This is a genomic window from Collinsella aerofaciens, from assembly GCF_040910265.1.
Taxonomy (GTDB): domain Bacteria; phylum Actinomycetota; class Coriobacteriia; order Coriobacteriales; family Coriobacteriaceae; genus Collinsella; species Collinsella aerofaciens_BK.
Genome location: NZ_JBDGAW010000023.1, coordinates 1 through 12,967 on the forward strand (window position 1 = coordinate 1; position 12,967 = coordinate 12,967).

11 protein-coding genes and 2 tRNA genes are annotated in these 12,967 nt (G+C 58.9%); 12 read left to right on the forward strand and 1 reads right to left on the reverse strand.

Annotated features, from left to right (window positions below; translation table 11 throughout):
- The 3 genes from AB5Z14_RS08665 (at position 1) to AB5Z14_RS08675 (ending at position 3,054) form a co-directional block, all read left to right on the forward strand.
- Positions 1 to 77 (forward strand) — tRNA-Arg (locus tag AB5Z14_RS08665).
- A 352-nt stretch (positions 78 to 429) separates the two neighbouring features.
- Positions 430 to 2,871 carry a tetratricopeptide repeat protein gene (locus tag AB5Z14_RS08670; protein WP_368131080.1) on the forward strand — a complete coding sequence of 814 codons (2,442 nt, stop codon included), beginning with the start codon at positions 430 to 432 and terminating at the stop codon, positions 2,869 to 2,871.
- Between the two features lie 92 nt (positions 2,872 to 2,963).
- Positions 2,964 to 3,054, forward strand: a tRNA-Ser gene (locus tag AB5Z14_RS08675).
- Between the two features lie 322 nt (positions 3,055 to 3,376).
- Here the strand turns inward: AB5Z14_RS08675 and AB5Z14_RS08680 are convergent.
- On the reverse strand, positions 3,377 to 4,717 hold the full coding sequence (locus AB5Z14_RS08680; protein ID WP_368131081.1) for a D-alanyl-D-alanine carboxypeptidase family protein: 1,341 nt from the start codon (positions 4,715 to 4,717) through the stop codon (positions 3,377 to 3,379).
- Between the two features lie 197 nt (positions 4,718 to 4,914).
- Here AB5Z14_RS08680 and AB5Z14_RS08685 point away from each other — a divergent pair, with 197 nt between their 5' ends.
- The 9 genes from AB5Z14_RS08685 to AB5Z14_RS08725 all read left to right on the forward strand — a co-directional run bounded on the left by AB5Z14_RS08685 (position 4,915) and on the right by AB5Z14_RS08725 (position 12,879).
- A complete protein-coding gene (locus AB5Z14_RS08685) occupies positions 4,915 to 5,610 on the forward strand; it encodes a response regulator transcription factor (RefSeq protein ID WP_368131082.1) in 696 nt (231 codons plus the stop codon).
- A gap of 26 nt (positions 5,611 to 5,636) precedes the next feature.
- On the forward strand, positions 5,637 to 6,875 hold the full coding sequence (locus tag AB5Z14_RS08690; protein WP_368131083.1) for a sensor histidine kinase: 1,239 nt from the start codon (positions 5,637 to 5,639) through the stop codon (positions 6,873 to 6,875).
- A gap of 103 nt (positions 6,876 to 6,978) precedes the next feature.
- On the forward strand, positions 6,979 to 7,854 hold the full coding sequence (pstB, locus tag AB5Z14_RS08695; RefSeq protein ID WP_368131084.1) for a phosphate ABC transporter ATP-binding protein PstB: 876 nt from the start codon (positions 6,979 to 6,981) through the stop codon (positions 7,852 to 7,854).
- A gap of 64 nt (positions 7,855 to 7,918) precedes the next feature.
- Positions 7,919 to 8,647, forward strand: a complete 729-nt coding sequence (locus AB5Z14_RS08700) for a response regulator transcription factor (protein WP_368131085.1) — start codon at positions 7,919 to 7,921, stop codon at positions 8,645 to 8,647.
- A 3-nt stretch (positions 8,648 to 8,650) separates the two neighbouring features.
- Positions 8,651 to 10,075, forward strand: coding sequence for a sensor histidine kinase (locus AB5Z14_RS08705; RefSeq protein WP_368131086.1), 1,425 nt, complete (start codon positions 8,651 to 8,653; stop codon positions 10,073 to 10,075).
- Between the two features lie 199 nt (positions 10,076 to 10,274).
- Positions 10,275 to 10,931 carry a YveK family protein gene (locus AB5Z14_RS08710; RefSeq protein WP_368131087.1) on the forward strand — a complete coding sequence of 219 codons (657 nt, stop codon included), beginning with the start codon at positions 10,275 to 10,277 and terminating at the stop codon, positions 10,929 to 10,931.
- Positions 10,932 to 10,933: 2 nt separating this feature from the next.
- A complete protein-coding gene (locus AB5Z14_RS08715) occupies positions 10,934 to 11,671 on the forward strand; it encodes a CpsD/CapB family tyrosine-protein kinase (RefSeq protein ID WP_368131088.1) in 738 nt (245 codons plus the stop codon).
- 17 nt (positions 11,672 to 11,688) lie between these two features.
- A complete protein-coding gene (locus AB5Z14_RS08720) occupies positions 11,689 to 12,339 on the forward strand; it encodes a tyrosine-protein phosphatase (RefSeq protein WP_368131089.1) in 651 nt (216 codons plus the stop codon).
- A gap of 39 nt (positions 12,340 to 12,378) precedes the next feature.
- Positions 12,379 to 12,879 carry a GNAT family N-acetyltransferase gene (locus tag AB5Z14_RS08725; protein WP_368131090.1) on the forward strand — a complete coding sequence of 167 codons (501 nt, stop codon included), beginning with the start codon at positions 12,379 to 12,381 and terminating at the stop codon, positions 12,877 to 12,879.
- Positions 12,880 to 12,967: the final 88 nt, after the last annotated feature.

A 12,967-nucleotide genomic window follows, 5' to 3' on the forward strand; every position in this document is an offset into this window, starting at 1 on the left:
GCGGCGTTACCTCAGCTGGATAGAGGGTCTGACTACGAATCAGAACGTCATAGGTTCGAATCCTATACGCCGCACCATTTGAGATTAAAGCTCCCGGCAACGGGGGCTTTTCTTTTACGTAAACACCGCATGGATTCGAACCTCGGTCGAGGCGCGGGCGTAAAGAAAACGCGGAGCGTTTTTAGCCCGCGGGCGAGCGCGCCGGCAGGCGGGCGAAGCCGGTGCGGATCCGCGCAGCGGATGCGCGGAATCCTATACGCCGCACCATTTGAGATTAAAGCTCCCGGCAACGGGGGCTTTTCTTTTGCGCCAGCTTGAGTGCTTTTGTCCAAAGGGACGATTTCCTGTCGACTCGTGTAAGATTCCGAGTAGATGTCGCGACTTATTCGCGACCACTCCTTCTCAAGCGACCGATCAGGGTGATATTTCGTGGCAGAGCGTCCGACATACAAGCTCAGGTTTCTCGATCCCAAGAAGCGCTTTCCGGCGATGCCCGAGCAGCCTGCGGGACGCTCATATGGCGTGGTCTGGAAACTCTTTGGCGAGGATCAGCATGAATCTTGTTATGTCGTCGAATTCGTTGGCAAAAGCCATGTGTCGCTTTTGGGCTACGTAAGCGTTTCGGGTGAGGTGTACAAGGTGGACCGCCCCGTCAGCGAGGCTCCGCTGCCCAACGATCCCGACATGGAACTGGTCCTTGACGAGTCGGACTCCGGTATTGGTGAGATTATGGTGAGGGGAGCAAACGACACGATGCGCGCGTGCGCGCGAACCGTCGGCTCTCCCGAAGGTCCCATGCGCGAACAGTCCGATCACGAGACATGGAATTCGACCCGCTCCCTTCCTTACGGTGAGTTCATGGCATCGATGTTCCTGCGCTACGTGATATTCGCTGACTCCGAAAATACCATTGCGAGCACGGCGGACGCCGACGGACTCGACGAGGGTATGCAAAACGATGTCGACAAGATCAAGCTCGTAAAGCTGCCCGAGCCGGTCGAGGTGTTTTTGGGCTTTAACACGACACCGCTACCTGACGCTATCGAGACGCTGCTCTACCGCGTTGACCATGCCGAGAATCCGAGCGGTATCGAGCGCTATGCCGCCGCCCTTATGAGTGAAATTGACTTGCCTCGCTTGCGCACCATCGCCGCTAAGTCCGAGATGAGCCTGGCTCGCATCGATCGCTCAAAGCTTTTCTATCTCAATTTTGATCGCAGCCTGCTGGACCAGGACGAGATTGACATGCTGCTTGCCATCGAGTGCCGTCTCAACCGCCTCTCCGGTATCCTTGAGCGCATCGGGGCCGGATTGGTCCCTGCGGCATCCTCGCCGAGCCTTGAGGGCTGCGCGCTCTTTGATGCGTGGCATATCGCCAAGACGACCAACGATGTTCCCCGACTGCTCGATACGGCCTCGAGCGATAACCCGTGGGGCAAACCGGGTACGGTGGCTTGCCAGCCGGGCGGTGAGTGGGATGTGCGTACCCGCTTCGCGCGTATCGTCGAGGCGCTTAACGTGGTCACACGGCTCGACTATACCTATCGGGCAAACGTTGCCGAGGGGATTATGCTCGTTCGGTTTGGGCAGTCTGTCGTGGATGCCATGCCGCAACGTGAATACGATGCTCAGGATGACGCCTGGCGCGAGCTGGACGAGGGTGTGCGTGAGATCTGGGCCGCGGAGCACGATGCGCGCGTGGCACTCACGCTTGCGGCAGCGTGTTTTGCCGCGGGCACCTGCATCACGCGCTGCTATGTGCAGATTGCTGCTCCCGACAGTGAGCAGGGCGAGCGCGTTGTCGCAACGTATTTCTTTGGGCGCGCGGCCTATCTGGCCGATTGCGTGCCTGTCGCCAAGGATCTTGAGAGCATGGACATGGACGATATGCCGTGCAAGCGTGTGCTTGAGGCGTATGAGTCAACCGCTCCGGAGACGATTGAACCGGCGGAGGTTCATGCTCGTCCGCGTGATGACCATCGCACGCTGCCGCCGGCGCTGCGCGATTTGCTGCTTGCCGATACGGCTGACGAGTTGGAGGTCATGGAAGAGGACGACGACCCATACGTGGCCCGTGTTGTTGAATTGCGCGAGCAGGCAAAAGTCGACCGTACAGGTGCTTTTGAAGGCTTTTCCCGTCTTATTGAGGAGTTGGAGGCTAAGTGCGCCGTCGCCGAGCTTTTGGCGACAGGTCCGGTTCAAACGCAGTTTTGCGATAACCAGCTGGTGCGCATGGTGCTACCGGTGTTGGAAGAAGACCGCTCTGTGCGAATCCTTCGTGCGCCCGATGCGCTGTACTTTGCCCAGCACGAGATCTGCAGCTTTTACGCCGAGCAAGAGGACTTTGAACGAGCACTGCCCGAGGTGCGCCATCTTTACGATCTGGCGCGCTCGTCCATGCAGTCGCACTTTGCGCTCATCAACGTACTTGCGCGTCTGGAGCGCTTTGACGAGATTATCGAGGTGGCGCGCCACGGCTTGCGCATTGCCAGCGATCGTTCTGCAATCGGCTACCTGTTCTATCGCTTGGCGTTTGCCTATTGGAATTGCGATCAGCTCGACCTGGCACTGGCTTGTTACCGTCTGGTGCCGCGCGGCGAGGAGTCGGGCAGCAGCGCGCTGGAAGAAATGCAGGGCCTTATGAACGAGATGGGTGTCAGCGAGCCTCCGACGTTCGAGGAAGCGGTCGAGACCATCCACAAGGCTGGACTCGAGCTGCCGCCAGTGTCCGCCGTGACGAATCAACTGGCAGATGCCGCTGTGCAACTGGTCGACAACGGGTTCTTTTTCCTGGCACGCGGTTGTATCTTCCAAATGTGGCGCACCATGGGCAACGACGAGCTCGGCTCCCTCAACCGCTCGCTGGGGTAGGCGAAGCTTCCAAGGAGGAACGGATGCTAGGCAATTAGAAAATTTCCTCTTGCCCATCCTTGGCTGTTTGGTTACTATAGAACGGCTGTTACGGAGAGCTGACCGAGAGGCCGAAGGTGCTCGCCTGCTAAGCGAGTATGCCCCAAAAGGGCATCTGGGGTTCGAATCCCCAGCTCTCCGCCAGTATGACTTGAAAGAAGGGTCCCATTTGGGGCCCTTTTTTGTGTGGAGAAAGGAGGCTGGGGATTCGAACCCGAGAGGGCACGGGCGTTAAGCAAACGCGAAAGCGTTTGTAGCCCGTGGGCGAAAAGCCGCCAGGCTTTGAAGCCGGAGGGCATGCGCAGCATGCCCGGACATCCCCAGCTCTCCGCCAGTTTAACTTTAAAGAAGGGTCCCATTGGGGGCCCTTTTTTATTATCGAGAAAGGGCACTGGGGATTCGAACCCTCAAAAATGAGGCGCCCCGTTGGACGCCTCATTTGGTTCGATGTGAAATCGCTCCGGCCCTACACCTCGGGCGCCTTGGCGACGGTCTCGCTCTCGGCTGTGAGTGGGCGGTTGTCGATGCGACGGCCCAAGCGATCGAGCTTCACGAGTAGCCATTCAATGGGATTCGGCCCTGCGCCTTCCTCGTCGGCAACCAGATCCATAACGGCGATCTTGGTGCCGTCCTGCTTGAGCGTAACGCTGCCCACCTTGTCGCCCACATGCACCGTGCCCGAAAGATCGTCGTAGCTAACCTTTTCGGTCACCTCGCCGGCAAGGGAAAACACGGTCGCTTGCGCCGTAGGATCGGCGAGTGTGGCGTCGATCGTCTTATCCGTCCAGTCGGCTTGGCCAATACGCGCCATAAGCGGGTTGCCGTTGGCGGTCTTTTCCTGCGTGTTGGCGATTGCGACCGTCACCTTGTGACCGTAGTACCAATTGGCAAGGGTTGCGGTATCGGTAAAGCGCTGGTCGGTGGTGGTGGAGTTCAAAACGACGGTGTAGATCTCGTCGCCATCGCGGTTGTAGGCACCCGTAAAGCAATAGCCTGCATCGTCGGTGGTGCCGGTCTTGCCACCGATGTTGCCATCTTGGCCCAGCAAATAGTTATGCGTGTCCATGGAATGCGAATGGTCGGTGCCGTCGGCGCCTGTGACCTCGATCCAGGAATCCTCGCTCGCTACGACCTCGCGGATCGTGTCGTTCTTCATGGCCTCTTGCATCATCAGCGCTACGTCGTGTGCGGTTGAGTGCATATCGCCAGCCCACTCATCAAAGTCCAGACCATGCGGGTTTTCAAAAAGCGTACCGGTGCAGCCGAGCTTCTTAGCGCGCTCGTTCATGGCCTTCACAAAGGTTGCCTCGGCGTCTTTGGTCTTAGGCTCGATCTTCTTGCCCACATATTCGGCGAGCACGACGGCGGCGTCGTTGCCCGAGGGAATCATCAGGCCGCGCAGCGCCTGCTCCACGGTAAGCTCGTCGCCTTCGAGCAAGCCGGCGGTCGAATTACCCACGGTGGCTGCGGCGTTGCTCACCGTGACCTTCTCGTCCATCTTGCAATTCTCGACGGTTAGGATTGCGGTCATGACCTTGGTGATCGAGGCGATTTTGACCTGCTCATCGGCGCCGCGCCCATAGTAGACGGTGCCGTCTTTGCCCATGACGAGGGCATTGGTCGCATCGATATCGGGTAGGTTCTCGGCCGTGATGCCGCGTGCATCGGCGGTTTTGCCGCACACGTTGTCGGTCGTGAGCACCTGGGCGCCGGCAACGGTGGGTACGCCAAGAGCAAGGGCAACGGCACAGGCAAAGCTAGCGGCAAGCTTGGTAGAGCGCTTTGCAAAAGAGGTGAGGGACTTCACAGATTTCGCTTTCGACGGGACGGTCTCTTCTGGCTCTAGAGTATATCGTTTGGCGGTGATGACGGTCATCGCGTGCGTGCGCGGGCTGCGTCTGCGCCCGAACGGGCATGTCGGTGCTTAAGGTCGGCTTAATCGCCCGCGCTTGTTGTGTGTGGTAAGCGTCCCCTCGGGCATAATGGAGCGCGAGAGGAGCACGCATGAACGAACGCATTTTGGTGGTCGACGACGAGAAGGCCATTGCCGACCTGGTCGGCATCTACCTTACAAAAGAGGGCTTTGACGTCCAGATCGCCTACAGCGGGGCCGATGCGGCCAAGGCGATCTTGGAGCAAGAGTTTGATCTGGCGCTACTGGATGTCATGCTGCCCGATATCGACGGCTTTGAGCTGCTGCGCACGATTCGTGCCAGCCATACCTATCCGGTAATTATGCTGACGGCGCGCGATGCCCAACAAGACAAGATTGAGGGGCTTTCGCTCGGTGCGGACGATTACGTGGTCAAGCCGTTCCGGCCGTTGGAACTCGTCGCGCGCGTGCGTGCCCAGCTGCGCCGTTACACCAGCTACGGCAGCCGCGCACAAGCGACCGAGTCCCCGCTCATTCAGCTCGACGGTCTCGAGATCAATCGTGACGCCCGCGCCGTGACGGTAGACGGCAAGCAGGTTCGCCTGACGCCCATCGAGTATTCCATCCTGCTGTATCTTGCCGAGCACCGTGGCAGCGTGGTGGCCGTGGAGGACTTGTTCCGCGCGGTGTGGAACGAGGACTTTATGCCCGGCTCCAACAACACGGTGATGGTGCACATTCGCCATCTGCGCGAAAAGATCGGCGACGACGCCCAAAAACCGCGCTTTATCAAAAACGTCTGGGGCGTCGGCTACATCATCGAATAGCGCTTTTCGCTTGTGAGGATCTTGATATGGAAAAAGACGATAGGCAGGCATTTGAGGCCCCCGATCGACTCTTTGAATATGTAAAGGCGGTCGTCGATAACCGCGCACTTGCGACGGTGCTGCTCTTTTTGCTGAGCCTGTTGCTGGTCGGCATCGACAATATCGTCGGTATTCTGGCGGTGCTACTCATCGGCTTTTTGCTGATCGATCGCTTTGAAATCGTACGTCGCTGCGTGGCGATCGGCGGGGCGGCGTGGGTTATGACACTGGCGATCGGCGCCATGGCGCTCGGCGACATCGAGGGGCCGGTGCTCTTTGATGCCGGCTTTGTGTTCAACATGCTCGGCTTTGTGCTGGCACTTGCCGTGTGCGTCCTGTTCTTTTGCGGTCGCGCCCTGTACTACCAAGGCTATGAGCAGGGTGAACGGCATGCCGACCGTTTGCTTGCCGCCCGTATCCAGGACCGCCTGATCGATCACCCCGATGCGTGGGATAACATCGACGGCGACTTTCTTGAGGTCGAGGGCGCTCTCAACTGCGTGCGCGATCGAGAGCGCAAGGTTCAGCAGGCCCTACGTGACGAGTCGCATCGCAAGGACGATTTGGTTACCTATCTGGCACATGACCTTCGCACGCCGCTTGCCAGCGTGGTGGGCTACCTTTCGCTGCTGCAGGAGGCTCCCGAGCTGCCGCTCGAGCAGCGCGCGCACTTTACGGGCGTGGCGCTCGACAAGGCGCACCGGCTTGACGCCCTTGTCGAGGAGTTCTTCGATATCACGCGCTTCGATTTCCACGATATCGTGCTCACGCGCGGCTACGTCGACTTGGGGTTGCTGCTGGCGCAGGTGGCCGACGAGTTCTATCCCATTCTCAACGAGCAGCACAAGGAAGCACAAGTCGATGTGCGCGGGGATCTGACGGTGCTTATTGATGGCGACAAGATGGCCCGCGTGTTCAACAACATCATGAAAAACGCCATCGCCTATAGCTACGAAGGTTCGACCATTACGATCGAGGCCAGACGTATGGACGATGGCGGCGCATGCGTGCGCTTTATCAACCAGGGAGATCCTATCCCTGAGGCCAAGCTCAAGGTTATCTTTGAGAAGTTCTATCGCTTGGATGCGGCGCGTGCGACCAATCGCGGTGGCGCCGGGCTCGGTCTTGCCATCGCCAGGGAAATCGTCGCGGCACACGGCGGCACCATCGTGTGCGAATCGACGCCCGAACACACGGTGTTTACCATTGAGCTGCCCGCCGCATAGCCAGCGTGTCCTTACAAACACTTGACAATGCGCTCACGTGCGTATGAGCCGCAATTTCTACTATCGATACTGCTGAATTGATATCGACGTGGAGGTATGCGGTATGACGGCTGCTGCGGCTACGGAGCCCACGGAGCTTGAGGAACTCATGGAGGCGCAGGCAGAGGCCGCGCACGAGCGCGAAGTTGGGGATGCGACTCGTCCCACGGCGGAGGACCTTGCGGCCTCGCCGACGCGCATCGATGTTGAGGGCCTCGACCTGTTCTATGGCGACCATCATGCGCTCAAGGACGTGAACATCAAAATCCGCGACAAGCAGATTACCTCGTTCATCGGGCCTTCGGGCTGCGGAAAGTCCACGCTGCTGCGCTGCTTTAACCGCATGAACGACGGCATCAAGGATTGTCGCATCGAGGGCAAGATTGCACTCGACGGCCAGGATATCCTGGGCGATTACGACATCTGCCGTCTGCGCCAGCGTGTGGGCATGGTGTTCCAGCGCCCCAATCCGTTTCCCATGAGCATCTATGACAACGTTGCTTACGGTCCCCGCGGCATGGGTGTGCGCGACCGCGCCGTGCTGGACGAGCTCGTCGAGGACTCCTTGCGCCGCGCCGCACTGTGGGACGAGGTCAAGGACAAGCTCAAGGAGTCGGGTCTGGGTCTTTCGGGCGGACAGCAGCAGCGCCTGTGCATCGCTCGTGCTCTTGCCGTGCAGCCCGACATCCTACTGATGGATGAGCCCACGAGCGCCCTCGATCCCGTGTCGACGCTGGTGGTTGAGCAGCTGGCCTGCGAGCTCAAGGAGACCTGCACGTTGGTAGTCGTTACGCACAACATGCAGCAGGCCGCGCGCATTTCCGATTCGGTCGCTTTTTTCTTGCTGGGCGAGCTGGTGGAGCATGCGCCCACCGCGCAGCTCTTTAAGAATCCGACCGATCCGCGTACGGCGGATTATTTGACGGGCCGTTTTGGCTGATACTATCGAGTGCAGGCGCCTTTAGGGTTAAGATGCGGTCATACCGGCCGCAAAGGGGTTCAACATGATCTATTACGTCGAGGACGATGACAACATCAGGGATTTGACGGTCTATGCGCTGCGCAAGCAGGGGATCGAGGCCGAGGGCTTTTCGTGCGATGGCGAGTTTAAAGCTGCCGTGGCGCGACGGGTGCCCGATGCTGTCCTGCTCGACATCATGCTGCCCGATACCGATGGCCTGGCAATTATGCGTCGCCTGCGCGCCGATCGCCTGACGGCGACGGTGCCCATCATGATGCTCACCGCCAAGGACACCGAGCTCGACAAGGTGATGGCGCTCGATGGCGGCGCCGACGATTACCTGACCAAGCCGTTCTCGCTCATGGAGCTTGCCAGCCGTTGCCGCGCGCTGCTGCGTCGCGGCGGCATGGTCAAGCAGGCGAGCGATGTGCTGAGCGTGGGCGATATCGTGCTTTCGCCTAGCCACCGCGAGGTAACCGTTGCCGGCGAGCCGCTCAAGCTCACCCTGCGCGAGTTCGACCTGCTTGAGTATCTCATGCGCAAGCCCGGCGTGGTCTTTACCCGCGAGTCGTTGCTGCAGAGCGTATGGGGCTGGGATTTCGACGGCGGTTCGCGCACCGTTGACGTGCACGTGCAGACGCTTCGTCAAAAACTGGGCGAGCATGCCAGTGCCATCGAGACCGTGCGCGGCGTGGGCTACCGCTTGGCCGAGCTTTCGGCCGGTGATGGTGCCGAAGGTGACGATGCCGCGGCCACCGCATCGGAGGAGTAACCCGTGGTCTTTGCCCCCCAGGGAAAACACACGCTGTCGCACCGCGTTTTTGCGACGATCTTTGTCTGCGCTATGGCGGTTATCGTGGCGTTTACGGTGCTGGGTGCGTTCTTTGTGCAAAACACCTTGGCGGATGCCACGAGTGCCAATCTGGCGCAGGAAACCGAGCTCATTGCTGCCGCCCTCGACGAGCAGCAGGAGCCCATCCCGTTCTTGCGTAGCCTCGATCGCGAGGACTTGCGCATCACGCTGATTAACAAGGATGGATCGGTTGCCTACGACAACGAGGCGTCGCCTGCCATGCTGCCCAACCATGGTGATCGCCCCGAGGTCGTCGAGGCCTTCGAGAGCGGCTCGGGCTCCGCGGAGCGCTCGAGCTCTACGCTCGATGAGATCATGCTATACCGCGCCGTCCGGCTCGATAACGGTCAAGTTGTCCGCCTGGCGCAAGCTCAGCCTGGCGTTGCGGCGATTTTGCTGTCGATGGTGGCGCCGATGTTGCTTATCGCGGCAGCCGGCGCGGTGCTCTCGTTTTTTATGGCACGCCGTGAATCCCGTGCCATCATCGCGCCGTTGCAAGAGGTGGATTTGGACCACCCGCGCCGTAGCTATGAGCACGCCTATGCCGAGATGGTCCCCATGCTCGAACGCATTGAGTCGCAGCGCCAGGAGCTCAAGCGCCAGATGGCGGTGCTGGCGGATAACGACCGCATGCGTCGTGAGTTTACGGCAAATATCACCCATGAGCTCAAGACCCCGCTTACCGCGATCTCGGGCTATGCCGAGCTTATTGCAAACGGTATGGTCGAGGGCGAGGATGACCTGCGCAACTTTGGCGGTCGCATCTATCGCGAGGCGGGCCGTCTGGCGGCGCTCGTCAACGATATCCTTACGCTATCTAACTTGGACGAGGCCGAGCGTGCGACCGAGGGCGAGGCGGTGCCCATTGGGTCCACGGAGCCCATTGAGCTCTCCCGTGCCATCTTGACGGTGGAGCAGCGTCTTGAACAGGTCGCCCGTCAGGCGAATGTGACGATAAGTCATGAGACCAAGCCCGTGGTCATCAAAGGCGTGTCGCGCTTGATCGACGAGCTCATCTATAATCTGGCAAGCAACGCCATCCGCTACAACCGACCCGGCGGTACGGTTACGCTGCAGTGCGGTACCAACGACGAGGGCCATCCGTTCCTCGCGGTCGCCGACACGGGAATCGGCATCGCGCCCGAAGAGCAGGGCAAGGTGTTTGAGCGGTTCTATCGCGTGGACAAGAGCAGGTCCAAGGCGCGTGGCGGAACTGGCTTGGGGCTTGCCATTGTCAAGCATGCCGCCCTGTATCATCACGCAACGCTCGATCTGTCGAGCGAATTGGGCGTGGGAACCACCATCACGGTGACGTTTCCCGTGCAACAGGACGAGCCGTTTGCGTAACGGCAACGATATGGATATTGACGTGAACGCCGCATCTGTCTTTCAGGTGCGGCGTTGTTGTTGCGCAATTTTACGGATGCTTCTGGCATTTTTACCGTAGAGGCTGTTTCTTATGTATAGAGTTTGGTCTCGGTAAAAAGATGCGATAACATACGGACAGTTTTGTCAATACGAACTGGGGAACTGAAAGGCAAGCTGCATGACCCTTCTCGAATTGTTCCAGCTGCTGAAAAAGCACCTTAAGCTGGTCATCACCCTTCCGGTGGTTTGCGCGATCGCCATGGGCATCGTGTCCCTCGCTGCGATGGATAACACCTACACCGCCACGACGAGCATGTACATTCTCGCCAAGACCGACGATAGCGGTCAGATGAGCTACAACGACCTCTCGGCGAGCCAGATGCTTTCCAACGATATCGCCACGCTGCTCGATAGCGATAGCGTTAAGAGCGGCGCTGCCAATGAGCTGGGCCTTTCCGATCTGGATGACTACAAGGTCTCTGTTTCCTCCGAGACGACCACGCGCGTTATTACGCTTTCGGTCACCGGCACCGATGCCAAGGAGACGGCTGAGGTCGCTAAGGCCATGGCCAGCTCGGTGAGTACGGTCGCCCAGAACGTCGGCGCTGCTCAGAGCATCAACGTTATCGACGAGGCCAAGACCCCCGAGGCCCCCAGCGGTCCCAAGCGCATGCTGTACGTTGCCGTCGCGTTCCTCGCGGGCATCTTTATCGCAGTTGCCTATGTCGTCTTGGCAGACATGCTCAACACCCGCATCCGCGGTGCCGAAGAGGCAGAAGAGCTCCTGGGTATTCCCGTTGTTGGCCGAATTCCGGCTATGAAAGGTGGTAAATAGGCATGGCTAAGGCAAAGAACACCGATAAGCTCGTTGTACAGAATGCCGCCAAGACCCTTCTGGCCAACATCCGCTTTGCGAGCGTGGACGATCCCATTCGTACCATCACCGTTACGTCCTCGATTCCCAACGAGGGCAAGTCTACGGTTTCCATCAACCTTGCTCAGGCAATCGCCACGAGCGGCAAGTCCGTGCTCCTGGTCGAGGCCGATATGCGCCGCAGGTCCCTTTCCGATATGCTCAGCGTCCGTTCGCGCGGCGGACTCTACGCGGTCCTGTCCGAGCAGATCTCCATCGACCAGGCAATCGTCGAGACGGGTCAGAAGAACTTCTACTTCCTCGATGCCGAGCCGCACATTCCCAATCCTGCCGACATCATCGTCTCCCATCGTTTTTCCAAGCTGGTAAAGGCGCTGTCTGCTAAGTTCCAGTACGTTATCTTCGACGCTCCTCCGGTCGGCACCTTCATTGATGCTGCCGAGATCGCCAGCCTGACCGACGGTACGCTGTTCGTGGTGCGCGAGGACTTTACCAAGCGCGAGGAGGCACTCAACGCTATCGGCCAGCTCAAGAAGTCCGAGAAGGTCAAGCTCATCGGTACCGTTATGAATTATTGCGAGACCGAGACCAGCGAGTACTACTATTCTTACTACACCAAGGATGGTAAGAAGGTAAAGAAGGGCTCTGACGATCAGGGTGCTTCCAAAAAGGGCATCTTCACCAACCGAGCAAACGTTTAGCTGATTAAGGCCGATCTATGCGTGACATTCATTGCCATATCTTGCCGGGTGTAGACGACGGCGCCGCCGATCTCGATGAGAGCCTGGCGATGCTCGAGGCTGCCAAGCGGGCCGGTGTTACCAGAATCGTTTGCACTCCGCACTGTCGTGATCCTTATTTTGATTACGACAAAATGTGGGATGCCTTTGAGCTGCTGCGTGATAACGCCGATGGTTTTCCGCTCCAGATGGGCTTTGAGGTCAACCATCGTAAGCTTGTCGAGCTTGGTATTGATGCCGCGGAGCACTTGCATTTCGATGGGACCAATGAGTTTCTGCTCGAGCTTTCGACCCATGCCGATGCGTATGCGTTTAGAGAGTACGAGAACACGATTTACGATTTGCAGTGCCTTGGCTACCAGGTGATCATCGCTCATCCTGAGCGTTATCGCGCGGTCCAAAAGGATGTGAGCGTGGCGGAGCGTCTGGTCGATATGGGTTGTAAGCTGCAGGCTTCGGCGGACTTTATTGCCGGCGGTCGTTTTGGTCGCGAGAAAAAGCCTGCACAGCGTCTGTTCGATCAGAACCTGTACAGCTATATCGCGAGCGATGCCCATAACGTGGGTCATTACGACTGCCTGGCAAAGGCTCGCGCGAAGTTTAGCGTACGCGGAGCTCATTTTCGCTAAAATCTGTTCCTAACGTTCGCATTGAATGAAGGGGCAGCCATGGATATTCAACTTAAGACGGGATGCTTTGATGACGCGGCGTTGGTGCGCCGCGTCGTTTTTATGGACGAGCAGGGCTACGAGAATGAGTTCGACGCTATCGACGAGGATCCGAACTGCATTCATGTGACGCTCTATGTAGACGGCGAGCTTGCCGGTTGCTCGCGCGTGTTTCCCGAAGAGCTTGAGCGCGTGGCTGACGCAGAGGCCCCAGTGTTGCCGGCATGCGACATGGACGAAGGCGTTGCGGCGGGGGAGACCTACATTATGGGGCGCGTCGCCGTGCTGCCGGCTATGCGTCGTCGCGGACTGGCGAGTGCGATCGTCGAGGCCAGTGCTGCGTGTGCACGCGATGCCGGCGCCAAGCTTATTAAGCTGCATGCGCAGGAATACGTGCTGCCGCTCTATGTAAAGGCGGGCTACACGCAAATTGCCCCGGTAGATTACGAAGACGAAGGCCAGCCCCACGCCTGGATGGCCAAGCGCGTAGATGGCAGATAGGGACGTTCCTTTTCTGCCGGCAGTTGGGGACACTCCTTGGCAATTGACGCATTGGAGCGCTCGGACATACAGTTTTTCGATTCCGTAT

Excerpts from the sequence above, each read along its gene's own strand:
- AB5Z14_RS08710 (WP_368131087.1), top strand. The coding sequence starts at position 10,275 with ATGACCCTTCTCGAATTGTTCCAGCTGCTGAAAAAGCACCTTAAGCTG.
- AB5Z14_RS08715 (WP_368131088.1), top strand. The coding sequence starts at position 10,934 with ATGGCTAAGGCAAAGAACACCGATAAGCTCGTTGTACAGAATGCCGCC.
- pstB (WP_368131084.1), top strand. The coding sequence starts at position 6,979 with ATGACGGCTGCTGCGGCTACGGAGCCCACGGAGCTTGAGGAACTCATG.
- AB5Z14_RS08700 (WP_368131085.1), top strand. The coding sequence starts at position 7,919 with ATGATCTATTACGTCGAGGACGATGACAACATCAGGGATTTGACGGTC.
- AB5Z14_RS08725 (WP_368131090.1), top strand. The coding sequence starts at position 12,379 with ATGGATATTCAACTTAAGACGGGATGCTTTGATGACGCGGCGTTGGTG.
- AB5Z14_RS08720 (WP_368131089.1), top strand. The coding sequence starts at position 11,689 with ATGCGTGACATTCATTGCCATATCTTGCCGGGTGTAGACGACGGCGCC.
- AB5Z14_RS08685 (WP_368131082.1), top strand. The coding sequence starts at position 4,915 with ATGAACGAACGCATTTTGGTGGTCGACGACGAGAAGGCCATTGCCGAC.
- AB5Z14_RS08690 (WP_368131083.1), top strand. The coding sequence starts at position 5,637 with ATGGAAAAAGACGATAGGCAGGCATTTGAGGCCCCCGATCGACTCTTT.